Origin of the sequence: Pseudomonas baltica, from assembly GCF_031880315.1 — a bacterium.
In the GTDB taxonomy this organism is placed as follows: Bacteria; Pseudomonadota; Gammaproteobacteria; order Pseudomonadales; family Pseudomonadaceae; genus Aquipseudomonas.
On sequence record NZ_CP134771.1, the window covers coordinates 1336553 to 1349474 of the forward strand.

A 12922-nucleotide genomic window follows, 5' to 3' on the forward strand; every position below is an offset into this window, starting at 1 on the left:
CGTGCCTGCGCGCTCGACGCTTGCCATTCCAGTTCACCACCCACGGGGCCGTCGCACATGAGCGCACGTCATCACCCTGCTCTGCCCTATCGTCCGGAAATCGACGGCCTGCGCGCCTTGGCGGTCCTCCCGGTCATGCTGTTCCACGCAGGCTTCGGGCTGTTCGGTGGCGGCTTTATCGGGGTGGATATCTTTTTTGTGATCTCCGGCTACCTGATCACTGCGATCATCCTTGCCGAGCTGCAAGCTGGCAGTTTCTCGCTACTGACCTTCTACGAGCGCCGTGCGCGGCGGATTCTGCCGGCGCTGTGCGTAATGATGCTGGTGTGCGTGCCGCTGGCCTGGCACTGGCTCGATCCCCAGGATTTGAAGTCGTTCGCCAAAAGCCTGATTGCCGTGCCGCTGTTCTCGTCCAACGTGCTGTTCTGGCGCGAGACCGGCTACTTCGACACCGGCGTCGAGCTCAAGCCATTGCTGCACACCTGGACCCTGGCGGTGGAAGAGCAGTACTACGTGCTGTTCCCTTTGCTGCTGATGGCCGGCTTCAAATTGGGCAGGCGCTGGATCGTGCCGCTGCTGATAGTGCTGGCTCTGATCAGCCTGGCGCTCGCACAGCGGGGTGCGGCGGCGGACTCTTCGGCAGCCTTCTACCTGCTGCATGCTCGCGCCTGGGAGTTGCTGGTGGGCTCGTTCATCGCTTTCCATTACGTGCGCAAGCCCTTCGCTGAAAGCGCGCCTGTCACGGCATGGCAGCAGCTGGGTGGGCCAGCGGGCCTCGGGCTGATTGCCTATGGTGTGTTCGGCTTCGATCACAGCACGGTGTTCCCAGGGCTCAACGCGCTAGTGCCGACCTTGGGCGCGGCGCTGATCATTCTCTGCGCTCGGCGCGGGACCTGGGTCGGAGCGCTGCTGGCCAGCCGACCCCTGGTGGCCGTCGGGTTGATCAGTTACAGCGCCTATCTGTGGCATCAACCAGTGTTCGCCTTCGCCCGCAACAGCAGCCTGGTGGCCCCCGCGCCACTGACCATGCTGGCGCTGACCGGGTTGTCGCTGGGGTTGGCGTGGCTGAGCTGGCGTTTTGTCGAGCGCGCCTTTCGCGATCGCCAACGGGTCAGCCGCGGGCAGATCTGGCGCTACGGCGCCCTGGCCTCGGTGATGTTCATCGGCTTTGGGGTGAGCGGTTTTCTCGGCAACGGTTTTGCCAACCGCTTCAACGTCGACCCGGCGCTGATGAGCGCCTTCGAAGACCCGGACATCCGCAGCGCCTGCGACGTCAATTACGACGGTCAGGGCTGGGGCATAGACTTTTGCTTCTTCGGTGCGCCCAAGGCCCAGGCCAGCAGCCAGGTCGCGGTGTTCGGTGACAGCCACTCAGAGGCCCTGCTGCCGGCATTCGACAGCGCCGGCAAGCGCCTGGGCGTCACTATCGCCCACCTGGGCGTCGGCGGCTGCCCGCCGTTGCTGGGGGTGGACGTGGTGGTCGGCAACTACAGCCCCGGCGCCTGTGCGAATCTGGCGCAGCGCCAATACGACTACGTGAAGCGCAACGGCATCAAGAAGGTGATCCTGGTCTCGCGCTGGACGCTGTACACCGATGGCGATTACGACCACGAGCGCATGACCGGCTACTTTCTGGTCAACGGCGACAGCCAGGTGCGCAGCAAGGAGGCTTCGCGGGCGGTGTTCGCCAAGGCGCTTGAAAGCACCATCGATGCCTATCGGGCGCTAGGGGTGCAAGTGCTGGTGGTGGCGCAGGTGCCGCAGCAATTGGCCAACCCCAAGAATCTGTATTACCGCCTGGCGCGGGAGACCGCCGAGAGTCAGGCCCAAAAGCAGGCCACGGTGGATGCGCTCTCGGTGTCGCTGGGCAAGCATCAGCAATTGCAGGCGTTCACGCGTCATTTGTTCGCCATGGATGACCAGCAGCAGCGCATTCGCCTGGTGACCCTGGACGACGCGCTGTGCCAGGGGCAGAGCTGCCTGATCGGCGATCAGGATTCGTACTACAAGGACTACAACCATCTGAGCGCCAAGGGAGTGACGCGGGTGAGCGGGGATGTGGCGCAGATGTTGATGCAGTAACGCCTTGCGCATCCACTTGTAGCCAGGGCTTGCCCCGATAGCCCTCGTACCGCCGACATTGCGGTGGCTATCAGTCCGTCATCGGGGCTACGCCCTCTCGCTACAGGTGTGCCGGGCTCCTGAAGATCCAGGGTTGCAAGGCTTACATCGGAGGCTTGACCCCATCCTTGCCGGCCGAGACGAACTTGGCGCTCAGGCTGCCGTCGGCGGCTTTCTGGGCGAACAGGACGATCTTCACGCCCGGCTGGAGCAGGCTGCGATCACCCGGCACCAGATTGACGATCGGCACGTCTTCGGGCACGAACACTTTCTTCTCGCCGCCCTTGTAGGTCAGCGTCAGAGTCCGGCCATTGGCGACCTTGAGGTCCCCCACGCTGCCGTTGGTCATGGTGCTGTCCTTGGTCAGATCGAAGGCGCGGTGGCCGTCACCGGTGCCTGCCATCGCGGGCGGGAACACGTGAACTTCAAGCGCCTTGAGGGTGCCATCAGGCTGCGGGATGGCGGCGGTACCGATGTAGCTGCCTTGCTTGATCTCGTCGATGCTGCCCAGGGTCACGGCGCGCACTTGCACGTCGTCACTGAGGTGCACGGTGAGGTCTTCGCCGCGGGTGGTGTGCACCTTGAGGTCGTTGCCATCCAGTGCGGTGATCGCACCGCGCACGCCCTGCGGTGCAGGTGCATCCGCAGCGCTGGCGAAGCTGCTGCCAAGCAAGGCCGCAGCGGTGAAGGCGCACGTCAGGGCAGTTTTGTGGAACAGGCTGGAAAACTTGGTTTGCATGAGGTCTGGACCTTCTTGGTTGAATTAAAGACTTCAGCGCCTAGCGCGAGGACGCTCGCGCAGGCACGACCCACGCTCAGGCAGCGCTTCCTTGGTCACCGATGCAGTGTGGCCTGAAGCAATGGACAACTGAATACGCAACGCGTCACCACAGCGCAATCTTCATCTTCGCCGTTCAACTTGATCTGCCCCCTCATGCACTGGCTGAGCCGAAATGTGCGCCTCTCTCACTCTTATTCAAAGAGCAGACCACTCACATGAGCGCCCCCCAGCACAACACCCTGGCCTACCGCCCGGAAATCGACGGTCTGCGCACCCTTGCGGTCATGCCGGTGATCCTGTTCCACGCCGGCATCGAGCTCTTTTCGGGCGGATTCGTGGGTGTGGATATCTTTTTCGTGATCTCCGGTTACCTGATTACCTCGATCATTCTCGGCGAGTTGATGGCCGGCACATTCTCGCTGCTGCGCTTTTACGAGCGGCGTGCACGCAGGATTCTGCCGCCGCTGTTTGTGGTCCTGACGGCCACCCTGCCCTTCGCCTGGTGGTGGCTGGAGCCCGAGGCGTTGCAAGCGTTCGCCAAGAGCCTGATGGCGGTACCGCTGTTTTCGTCCAACTTTGTGTTCTGGCGCGAAAGCGGCTACTTCGACACCGCCGCCGAGCTCAAGCCGCTGCTGCACACCTGGACCCTGGCCGTGGAAGAGCAGTACTACCTGTTCTTCCCGGTGTTTTTGCTGCTCGCCTGGAAGCTGTTCGCACGCCGCTGGATCTTCGCCATGCTACTGGCGGCCACGCTGGTCAGCCTGGTGGTCGCCGAACGTGGCGTGCTGCGTGAATCGCCAGCATCGTTCTATTTACTGCATTCGCGCGCCTGGGAGCTGTTGGTCGGCTCGCTGATCGCCTTCTATTTTTCCTGGCGTCCGCGCAGCCACCAGCGCGCCGGGATGCTGGGGGAGCTCGGCGCACTGCTCGGCCTCGGGCTGATCGTCTATGCCATCTGTGCGTTCAGCCAGGCCACGCCGTTCCCAGGCCTCAATGCCCTGCTGCCGACCCTGGGCGCGGCGCTGATCATCGTTTTCGCCAGCCCGCAGACCTGGGTCGGCAAGCTGCTGTGCCTGCGGCCCATGGTCGGCATCGGCCTGATCAGCTACAGCGCCTACCTGTGGCACCAACCGGTGTTCGCCTTTGCTCGGCACATCAGCCTGCTACCGCCCAGCCTGATGACCATGCTGGGCATGACGGTGCTGTCTCTGGTGCTGGCGTGGTTGAGCTGGCGCTTTGTGGAGCGGCGTTTTCGCGACAGGCAGGCATTCAGCCAGGCGCAGATCTTTCGCCTGGGCGCCTTCGCCTCGCTACTGTTTGTCGCGGTCGGGATGGCCGGCACCCTTACCCAGGGTTTCGCCGAGCGCTATCCGCCGGACCCGACCAACTTGAACGCTTTCGATAATCCGGATATTCGCGCCACCTGCGACAAGGACTACGACGGTAACGGCTGGGGTATCGATTTCTGCCGCGTGGGCGATGTCGATGGCAACCCTGGCAATGACATCGCCGTGTTCGGCGACAGCCATTCCGAGGCGATCCTGCCGGCCTTCGATGTGGCCGGCAAACAGTTGGGCATGGGCATCGTGCACATCGGCCTGGGCGGCTGCCCGCCGCTGCTGGGGGTCGACGTGGTGTCGCACAACTACGATCCGGGTGTGTGCGAGAGCCTGGCCAGCCGCGAGTTCGAGTACGTCAAAAGCCACGGCATCAAGCGTTTGATTCTGGTGGCGCGCTGGACACAATACACCGAGCCCGGCTATGACCGCGAAACCATGAACGACAACTTTCTGATCAGCCAGGACAGCCACGCGTTGAGCCAGCAGGCGTCACGGGCGGTGTTCGAGGCCAGCATGGCGCGCACCGTCGAGGCGTATCGAGCGCTGGGGGTCAGTGTCGATGTGATCGCCCAGGTGCCGCAGCAGCGCGCCGATCCCAAGAGCCTGTACTACCGTCTGGCGCAGGACCAGGACGAGAGCGAGGACGACAAGTTGCAGGCGATCAGCGCGGTGTCGGTGCCGATCGAGCGCCACGCCGAGCTGCAGCGTTATACCCGGCATGTGTTCGAGGAAGAGCAGGATCAGGGCTTGATCACTCTGGTGAGCCTGGATGCCGCGTTCTGCAAGAACCAGCGCTGCTTGATCGGCGATGCGGCGTCCTGGTACCGGGATTACAACCACATCAATGCCAAGGGCACCGAGTTGGTGGCCGAGAGTGTGGCGCAGTTGCTGGAGGGCAATCGGTTGTAGGCCGATCAGGGTATCAGGGCCGGCCTCTTCGCGAGCAGAGCTCGCCCCCACAGGTGTACGCGGGTCCCTGTGGGACTGGGCTCTGCCCAGGACGAAGCCATCTGCAGCGCCGCATCAATCAAGGATGCAAATGCCCTAACCCGGGGGGTACGCCGGTCCTGTCGGTCGACTCCCAAGGGCCGTTGAGACTGGTGGCCCAGGTCCAGCCGGCGTCCCAGCGGTAATAGGTGCGCTGGCGATAGTAGACGTTAGGCACCGCATCCAGCACATAGACGCCCAGGCGCTGGTCCCAGTGACTGGCGCCGCCCGGGGGTGGGGCGAAGCTCGCCGAGGTGCGTGGCACCTGGGTGGTGGGCGCCGGGGTGCCTGGCGTGCTCGGCGGCAGCGGCTTGACCATGGGCGTCGACGGCACGGTCTGCAGCGGCGGCAGGTCGGTATGCTGGGGTTGCTGCACCGCACAGGCACTCAACCCCAACACCAGGCTCAACAGGGAAAGACGAGCGTAAACAGGCATGAACGGTACTCTTGGGTCAGGAGCGGTTGGTAAGCGGATCGGTGGGTAGCAGGCGGTTCTTGGCTGATCTTCAGGGCCTCCTCGCGGCTGGCACCCACAGCAAAGATCTCAACCAGGATCACAAATCCGGAGTATCGATCGTCAGATGCTGCATCGCCGTCGTATCACTCGCCAGCGGCGCGCCGCGGCCGATCCACTCGCCTTTCACCGGTTGCCCGGCACGGGACACCCGTGCCATCAGTTGGACTTCTGGATAGCTCGACAGTTTCAGGTCCGGGCGCATCGCATCGGCATCCGCCAACTCGACCGTTACCGGCAGATCCGCCACCGTCAGGCGCTTGACCGCCAAGGGGATCGGCGGGCCGTTGGTGGCGCGCGCGAACACGAACACCGTGTCACCGGCCTGTACCTTGGCCTTGAGCGCCTCGCCGAGCTCGACCCGCACCTTGATGCCCACGGTCGCCGGCGCCTTGGCGGCATCCGACGACGCCGTCACTTGCCCGCCACTCGCCAGCAACCGCGCCTTGGCCTGATCGATACCGCCCTGCAACGGCGCCCGCGAACCATCATCGGCGGGCAATTGCACCAGCAGACGCTGCCAGTAATCGATAGCGTCCTGGTAACGCTTGCCCTCGAAAGCCGAGATACCCAGCAAGCCCAGGCTGGTGACTTCCTTGGGGTCGGCCTTCAGCGCTTCGTCGGTCAATGCCTGAATCTGCGCTGACCACTGCTTGCCCGCAGCAAAATACAAGGCCTGCGCCCACTGCCCGAGCAACTGCGGTTCACGCCCGGCCACCGCGGCGGTACGTTCGAAAATCCGTGCGGCATCCGCCGGGCGGTTCTGCGACATATAAGCCCGGCCAAGGAAGAACAGGCCCTGGGCCGAATCCGGCTGCGCAGCGACCACGCGCTCCAGGCGCTGGGTCATCTCCTCGACCGAGGTGGGCGGCTTGGCCAGCTCGCTGGTCAGCTCGACCTTGTCACTGGCGCCGAAGTGCAGGTACATGGCCATGGCCAGCACTGGAACCAACAGTGCAATGACCGCTGGCGCCGTCTTGCCCAGGCGCTTGTCGACCTTGGGCTGGGTGCCGTCGGTATCGGCCAGCAGTTCGCGTGCCGCCTCGGCCTGAGCGCTGTCGAGCTGCGCGCGGCTGAGCACGCCGTCGGTCTGCTGCTCCTGCAGCTCGGCCACACGCTCTTCGTACAGCGCCACGTTCAGCGCGGTGCGGTCCTCCTCCTGTTGCGCGCGGCGTTCACGCAGCACCGGTATCAACAGAAACCCCAGGGCAATCAACAACAGCAGCCCGGCGGCCAACCAGAATTCAATCATGGGTGTTCTTTATCCAGCAGATGGGCGAGGCGCTGGCGCTCCGCATCGGAAAGGTCTTGCGAGGTGCCGGCCAACGCGCGGCGCCGGCGGCGCACGATCAACACAATGATCACCACCCCGCCCAGCAGCAACGCCCAGGGCCCGAACCACAGCAGCGCGGTGCGCATCGTCAGCGCCGGCTTGTAGCGCACGAAGTCGCCATAACGATCGACCATGAAGCCGATGATCTGCTGATCGTCCTTGCCCTCGCCGAGCATGCGGAAGATCTCCCGGCGCAGGTCAGCGGCGATGGGCGCGTTGGAATCAGCGATGTCCTGATTCTGGCACTTGGGGCAACGCAGCTCCTGGGTCAGTGTGCGAAAACGCACGCGCTCGGCGTCGTTGGCGAACTCGTAGGTGTCGATGGCCGCATGGGCGATGCCGATCAACCCAACGCACAACATTAGTCCGGCCAGCCAGCGCTTCATGGCTTGGCCTCATCGACCAGGCCTTGATACAAGCGCGCCAGTTGGTCGTGCCAGACGGCTTCATCAATGATGCCGACATGCTTGTAGCGAATCACGCCCTTGGCATCGATCAAAAAGGTTTCGGGCGCACCATACACCCCCAGATCCAGGCCCAGGGAGCCCTGGGCATCGGCGATGTTCAGCAGATAGGGGTTGTGGAACTCGGTCAACCACTTCTCGGCGGCGGCGTCTTCATCCTTGTAATTGATGCCGTAGATCACCACGCCCTGCTGCGCCAGCTTGTTGAGCACCGGATGCTCGACCCGACACGCCACGCACCAGGTGCCCCAGACATTCACCAGCGCCGGCTTGCCGATGATATCGGCGCGGCTCAGGGTACGGTTGTCCTGCACTGTAGGCAGGGAGAATTGCGGGAACGGCTTGTCGATCATCGCCGACGGCAAGGCCGAGGGATCCAGATACAGCCCGCGGTACAAAAACACCGCCACGCCGAGGAACAACAACAGCGGCACGGCCAACATCCAACGCTTCATACGGCAGCTCCCGTCAGACCCAGGGCATCACGCACCTTGCTTTTGACTTTGACCCGATAACGCCGATCGGTGGCCGCCAAAGCACCACCAAAGGCGGTAAACAAACCGCCGAACCAGATCCAGCGCACGAACGGCTTGACGTGTACGCGGATCGCCCAGGCGCCGTTTTCCAGCGGTTCACCCATGGCCACATACAGGTCGCGGCTGAAACCGGCGTCGATACCGGCCTCGGTCATCATCGACTGCTGCACGGTGTACAGGCGTTTTTCCGGGAACAGACGGGTGACCGGTTTACCGTCGCGGGTGACCACCATGGTGCCGCGGTCGGCGGTGAAATTCGGGCCTTGGTAGTGACGTGCGCCCTCGAAGGTAAAGTGATAACCGGCCAGGTCCACCGACTCGCCCGGCGCCATGCGCAGGTCGCGCTCGGCGTTGTTGTTGCTCGACAGCACCACGCCCAAGGCACAGATGGCGATGCCCAGATGCGCCACGTGCATGCCCCAGTAGCTGCGGGTCAGGCTGCCCATGCCCTTGAGCAGGCCCTTGTGGCGGGTCTTGTCGAGCAGGTCACGCACGCCAGCGAGCACGATCCACGCGGCCAGGGCGAACACGGTCAGCACCTGCCAGTCGAAATCATCCACCAACAACCCGCACAGTGGCGCCAGCACGGCGCTGCCGATCAACACCGGGGTAAGCATGTTGCCCAGCCATTTGACCGGTGTGTCCTTCCAGCGCACCAGCATGCCTACCGCCATCAACGCCATGAGCAAGCCCATCAAGGGCACGAACAGCGCGTTGAAATACGGTGGGCCGACCGACATCTTGGCGCCGCTGATGGCGTCCAGCGCCAGCGGGTAGAGGGTGCCGAGGAGGATCATCGACGCCGCCACCACCAGCACCAGGTTGTTGCCCAGCAGCAGGGTTTCCCGCGACCACAGGCCGAAGCCGACGTGGCTCTTGACCACCGGCGCACGGAGCGCGAACAGCGTGAGCGAGCCGCCGATCACCACCAGCAGGAAGATCAGAATGAACACCCCGCGCGCCGGGTCGGAAGCGAACGCATGCACCGACGTCAGCACACCGGAGCGCACCAGGAAGGTCCCCAGCAGGCTCAGCGAGAACGCGGCGATGGCCAGCAACACCGTCCAGCTCTTGAACACGCCGCGCTTTTCAGTCACGGCCAGCGAGTGGATCAGCGCCGTGCCCACCAACCAAGGCATGAACGAGGCATTCTCGACCGGGTCCCAGAACCACCAGCCGCCCCAGCCCAGTTCGTAGTAGGCCCACCAGGAACCGAGGGTGATGCCAAAGCCCAGGAACGCCCAGGCGGTGATGGTCCACGGCCGCGACCAGCGTGCCCAGGCGGCATCCAGGCGGCCGCCGAGCAGCGCGGCGATGGCGAAGGCGAAGGCCACCGAGAAGCCCACGTAGCCCATGTACAGCATCGGCGGATGGACGATCAGGCCGGGGTCCTGCAGCAATGGGTTGAGGTCGCGACCGTTGCTCGGCACCTGCGGCAGGATCCGCGCGAAGGGATTGGACGTCAGGGTCAGAAACAGCAGAAAACCGATGCTGATCATGCCCATCACCGCCAGCACCCGGGCGAGCATCTCTTGCGGCAACTGGCGCGAGAAGATCGACACGGCGAAGGTCCAGCCGCCGAGGATCAACGTCCACAGCAGCAACGAACCTTCGTGGGCACCCCACACGGCGCTGAACTTGTAGTACCAGGGCAAGGCGCTGTTGGAGTTTTCGGCCACATAGCCCACCGAAAAATCGTCGGTCATGAAGGCATACGTCAGGCAGGCGTAGGCAAACAGCAAAAAGGCGAACTGGCCCCAGGCGGCGGGCTGCGCCAGGCTCATCCACAGGCGCTCGCCACGCCAGGCCCCGACCAGTGGCACGGTGGCCTGCACCACGGCGAAACACAGGGCGAGGATCATCGCCAAATGGCCCAGCTCGGGCATCATCAATGCAGCGTTCATGGCGTTACCCCTGATTGTCGCGGGCACTGCCCGGCATGGATTGGGGACCGGCCTGACCGCTGTCCTTGAGTGCCTTGGTGACTTCCGGCGGCATGTACTTCTCGTCGTGCTTGGCCAGCACCTGGTCGGCGACCACCACGCCCTGGTCGTTGATCTCGCCCAGCGCGACGATGCCCTGCCCTTCGCGGAACAGGTCGGGCAGGATGCCGCGGTAGGTGATGGGCACCGACTTGTCGAAATCGGTCACCACAAAGCGAACGTCCAGCGAGTCGGCCGAGCGCTGCAAGGAGCCCTTGACCACCATGCCGCCGGCACGAATGCGCTTGCCATGGGGGGCCTCGCCATTGGCGATCTGGGTGGGGGTGTAGAACAGGTTGATGTTTTCCTGCAAGGCACTCAGGGCCAGGCCCACGGCCAGGCCGACGCCAGCGAGCACGCCAACGATAATCAACAGGCGTTTTTTGCGCAGCGGGTTCACTGTGATTGCTCCCGGCGCAGACGGCGCGCCTCTTCCTGCAAATGACGACGCTGTGCCAGCATCGGCACGGCCAGGTTCCAGATCACCGCCAACAGGCAAATACCGTAGGCCGACCAGACATACAGGCCATGACGGCCCATGGCGAGAAAATCACTGAACGAGGCGAAACTCATGATCGGCTCTCCAGCTGTGCGGCGACTTCGGCCTTCACCCAACTGCTGCGGGCTTCGCGCTTGAGCACTTCGAGGCGCATGCGCAACAGCAGCACCACTGCGAAGAAGCAATAGAACCCCAACACTGTGAACAGCAGCGGCAGCCACATCTGCGCGGGCATTTTCGGCCGTTCGGTGAGAGTGAAGGTCGCGCCCTGGTGCAGGGTGCTCCACCACTCCACCGAGTACTTGATGATCGGGATGTTGATGACCCCGACAATCGCCAGCACCGCACAGGCCTTGGCGGCGCTGTCGCGATTGCTGATGGCCTGGCCCAGAGCGATCAGGCCCAGATAGAGGAACAGCAGGATCAGCATCGAGGTGAGCCGCGCATCCCAGACCCACCAGCTGCCCCAGGTCGGCTTGCCCCAGATGGCCCCGGTCAGCAGGGCTACGGCGGTGAGCGACGCCCCGATGGGCGCGGCGCATTGCAGCGCGACGTCGGCGATCTTCATCTTCCACACCAGCCCGACCACCCCGGCCACGGCCATCAGCACGTAGCAGGACTGCGCCAGCATGGCGGTCGGCACATGGATGTAGATGATGCGAAAACTGTTGCCCTGCTGGTAGTCCGGTGGTGCGAAGGCCAGGCCCCAGACCACGCCGATGCCCAGCAACAGCACGGCGGCCACGCTGAACCACGGCAGCAGCCGGCCGCTAAGGCCGTAAAACCATTTGGGCGAGCCCAATTTGTGGAACCAGGTCCAGCTCAACACGCTGCTCTTCATCACGGTGTATCCAATGTCCTGGCTGGCCGTCTGCGCGGTCAGGCCTCGTTATTCGCCGACGCTGATCTTCAGCCCGGCGGCGATCGCAAAGGGTGTCAGGGTGACCGCGAGGGCGGTCAGGCTACCGAGCCAAAGCAGGTAGCCCGTAGCCGGCAGACCTTGCAGGGCGGCTTGCAGCGCGCCACTGCCGAGGATCAGCACCGGGATGTACAACGGCAAAATCAACAGGGCCAGCAACAGCCCGCCTCGGCGCAGGCCGACCGTCAACGCCGCCCCCACCGCGCCGAGCAGGCTGAGGATCGGCGTGCCCAGCAGCAACGAGGCCAGCAGCACCACCAGGCAATCGCTGGGCAGGCCCAGCATCAGCGCCAATACCGGGGCCAGGATGACCAGCGCCAGGCCGGAAAACGCCCAGTGCGCGACCACCTTGGCCAGCACCAGCAAGGGCAGCGGCTGGGGCGACAGCACCCATTGTTCCAGCGAGCCGTCCTCGAAATCGCTGCGAAACAGCCCGTCCAGCGACAGCAGTACCGACAACAATGCCGCCACCCAGATCAAGCCGGGGGACAGGGTCGTCAACAACTGCGCATCCGGGCCCACCGCCAGCGGAAACATTGCCACCACGATGGCGAAGAATACCAGCGGGTTGGCCAACTCCGCAGGCCGACGTGCCAGCAGACGTGCTTCGCGGCGCAGCAGCAGACCGAATACCTGGCTCATGGTGCGAATTGCCCCAGGTCGAGCTCGCGATAACCGCCGGGGGTGACACTCAGGCTGTGGTGGGTGGTCAACACCACCAGACCGCCCTGTTCGCAGTGCTGCACCAGGTGCTGTTCGAGCTGGGCGACGCCTTGTTTGTCCAGCGCGGTGAACGGCTCGTCGAGAATCCATAACGGCGGGCTGTCCAGATACAAGCGTGCCAGCGCCACGCGCCGTTGCTGACCGGCCGACAGGCTATGGCAAGGCACATCTTCGAAACCGCGCAGGCCGACGGCTTCCAGCGCCGTCCAGATGGCCTCGCGCGATGCCGGCCGGTGCAAGGCGCACAGCCAGGCGAGGTTCTCTTCGGCGGTGAGCAGGTCCTTGATGCCGGCCGCATGACCGATCCACAGCAACTGCGCTGCCAAGGCCTGACGACGCTCCGTCAGGGCCACCCCATCGAGCAGCACCTGGCCGGCGCTGGGCTGCATGAGCCCGGCCAGCAGGCGCAGCAGGCTGGTCTTGCCACTGCCATTGGGGCCGCTGATCTGCAGCATGTCGCCGGCGCCGAGTTGCAGCTCGAGGTGCTCGAAAAGCACGCGCCAGTCACGCTCACATGCCAGCGCTACGGCTTCGAGATGAGGGGTCAATGCATTGCCTTATGGTTCAAATGTCGGTGCGTTGCCGTTCAAGTTGGCTCAGGCACGGCCGCTATAGTGAGTGCCGGGCCGATCACGATCAAGGCTGGGCGCCCGCGTTAACGATGTTTTCATCTTGGCGGGACTACATGGCGCGGCATTATAACCGGTGTGCCAGCGCTCTACA

The 12922-nt window shown here is 64.1% G+C and carries 13 protein-coding genes; 2 read left to right on the plus strand and 11 right to left on the minus strand.

Annotated elements, in window-relative coordinates; all coding sequences use genetic code 11:
- Nucleotides 1–57: 57 nt before the first annotated feature.
- Nucleotides 58–2082, plus strand: coding sequence for an acyltransferase family protein (locus tag REH34_RS05770; protein ID WP_311971066.1), 2025 nt, complete (start codon nucleotides 58–60; stop codon nucleotides 2080–2082).
- A 142-nt stretch (nucleotides 2083–2224) separates the two neighbouring features.
- Here REH34_RS05770 and REH34_RS05775 read toward each other — a convergent pair whose 3' ends face one another.
- The gene (locus REH34_RS05775; RefSeq protein WP_226505706.1) at nucleotides 2225–2860 is read right to left on the minus strand and encodes a hypothetical protein; all 636 of its coding nucleotides are present in this window, start codon (nucleotides 2858–2860) and stop codon (nucleotides 2225–2227) included.
- Nucleotides 2861–3117: 257 nt separating this feature from the next.
- Between REH34_RS05775 and REH34_RS05780 the strand changes: the two genes are divergently transcribed.
- The gene (locus tag REH34_RS05780) at nucleotides 3118–5151 is read left to right on the plus strand and encodes an acyltransferase family protein (protein WP_311971067.1); all 2034 of its coding nucleotides are present in this window, start codon (nucleotides 3118–3120) and stop codon (nucleotides 5149–5151) included.
- Nucleotides 5152–5269: 118 nt separating this feature from the next.
- Here the strand turns inward: REH34_RS05780 and REH34_RS05785 are convergent, their stop codons facing one another.
- The 10 genes from REH34_RS05785 to ccmA form a co-directional block, all read right to left on the minus strand.
- The gene (locus tag REH34_RS05785; RefSeq protein WP_311971068.1) at nucleotides 5270–5665 is read right to left on the minus strand and encodes a hypothetical protein; all 396 of its coding nucleotides are present in this window, start codon (nucleotides 5663–5665) and stop codon (nucleotides 5270–5272) included.
- 118 nt (nucleotides 5666–5783) lie between these two features.
- Nucleotides 5784–6995 (minus strand): c-type cytochrome biogenesis protein CcmI, encoded by a 1212-nt coding sequence (gene ccmI / locus REH34_RS05790; RefSeq protein WP_311971069.1) that lies wholly within the window; start codon nucleotides 6993–6995, stop codon nucleotides 5784–5786.
- Nucleotides 6992–7462, minus strand: coding sequence for a cytochrome c-type biogenesis protein (locus REH34_RS05795; RefSeq protein WP_226505710.1), 471 nt, complete (start codon nucleotides 7460–7462; stop codon nucleotides 6992–6994). The genes ccmI and REH34_RS05795 overlap by 4 nt, the downstream gene beginning before the upstream one ends.
- A complete protein-coding gene (locus REH34_RS05800) occupies nucleotides 7459–7995 on the minus strand; it encodes a DsbE family thiol:disulfide interchange protein (RefSeq protein ID WP_226505711.1) in 537 nt (178 codons plus the stop codon). The genes REH34_RS05795 and REH34_RS05800 overlap by 4 nt, the downstream gene beginning before the upstream one ends.
- On the minus strand, nucleotides 7992–9965 hold the full coding sequence (locus REH34_RS05805; RefSeq protein ID WP_311972051.1) for a heme lyase CcmF/NrfE family subunit: 1974 nt from the start codon (nucleotides 9963–9965) through the stop codon (nucleotides 7992–7994). Before REH34_RS05805 ends, REH34_RS05800 begins: the two co-directional genes overlap by 4 nt.
- 19 nt (nucleotides 9966–9984) lie before the next feature.
- A complete protein-coding gene (gene ccmE, locus REH34_RS05810; RefSeq protein WP_311971070.1) occupies nucleotides 9985–10458 on the minus strand; it encodes a cytochrome c maturation protein CcmE in 474 nt (157 codons plus the stop codon).
- Nucleotides 10455–10631, minus strand: a complete 177-nt coding sequence (gene ccmD, locus REH34_RS05815) for a heme exporter protein CcmD (RefSeq protein ID WP_311971071.1) — start codon at nucleotides 10629–10631, stop codon at nucleotides 10455–10457. Before ccmD ends, ccmE begins: the two co-directional genes overlap by 4 nt.
- Nucleotides 10628–11386: a heme ABC transporter permease gene (locus tag REH34_RS05820; protein WP_311972052.1), complete on the minus strand. Its 759-nt coding sequence runs from the start codon at nucleotides 11384–11386 to the stop codon at nucleotides 10628–10630. The genes ccmD and REH34_RS05820 overlap by 4 nt, the downstream gene beginning before the upstream one ends.
- Before the next feature lie 60 nt (nucleotides 11387–11446).
- The gene (gene ccmB / locus REH34_RS05825; RefSeq protein WP_226505714.1) at nucleotides 11447–12118 is read right to left on the minus strand and encodes a heme exporter protein CcmB; all 672 of its coding nucleotides are present in this window, start codon (nucleotides 12116–12118) and stop codon (nucleotides 11447–11449) included.
- Nucleotides 12115–12747, minus strand: a complete 633-nt coding sequence (ccmA, locus tag REH34_RS05830; protein ID WP_311971072.1) for a cytochrome c biogenesis heme-transporting ATPase CcmA — start codon at nucleotides 12745–12747, stop codon at nucleotides 12115–12117. Before ccmA ends, ccmB begins: the two co-directional genes overlap by 4 nt.
- Nucleotides 12748–12922 lie beyond the last annotated feature (175 nt).

What these genes read in the sequence shown, in the direction of transcription:
- REH34_RS05805 (WP_311972051.1), bottom strand. Translation starts at nt 9,965, where the DNA reads ATGATGCCCGAGCTGGGCCATTTGGCGATGATCCTCGCCCTGTGTTTC.
- ccmD (WP_311971071.1), bottom strand. Translation starts at nt 10,631, where the DNA reads ATGAGTTTCGCCTCGTTCAGTGATTTTCTCGCCATGGGCCGTCATGGC.
- ccmI (WP_311971069.1), bottom strand. Translation starts at nt 6,995, where the DNA reads ATGATTGAATTCTGGTTGGCCGCCGGGCTGCTGTTGTTGATTGCCCTG.
- REH34_RS05775 (WP_226505706.1), bottom strand. Translation starts at nt 2,860, where the DNA reads ATGCAAACCAAGTTTTCCAGCCTGTTCCACAAAACTGCCCTGACGTGC.
- REH34_RS05780 (WP_311971067.1), top strand. Translation starts at nt 3,118, where the DNA reads ATGAGCGCCCCCCAGCACAACACCCTGGCCTACCGCCCGGAAATCGAC.
- REH34_RS05800 (WP_226505711.1), bottom strand. Translation starts at nt 7,995, where the DNA reads ATGAAGCGTTGGATGTTGGCCGTGCCGCTGTTGTTGTTCCTCGGCGTG.
- REH34_RS05795 (WP_226505710.1), bottom strand. Translation starts at nt 7,462, where the DNA reads ATGAAGCGCTGGCTGGCCGGACTAATGTTGTGCGTTGGGTTGATCGGC.
- REH34_RS05770 (WP_311971066.1), top strand. Translation starts at nt 58, where the DNA reads ATGAGCGCACGTCATCACCCTGCTCTGCCCTATCGTCCGGAAATCGAC.
- REH34_RS05785 (WP_311971068.1), bottom strand. Translation starts at nt 5,665, where the DNA reads ATGCCTGTTTACGCTCGTCTTTCCCTGTTGAGCCTGGTGTTGGGGTTG.
- ccmB (WP_226505714.1), bottom strand. Translation starts at nt 12,118, where the DNA reads ATGAGCCAGGTATTCGGTCTGCTGCTGCGCCGCGAAGCACGTCTGCTG.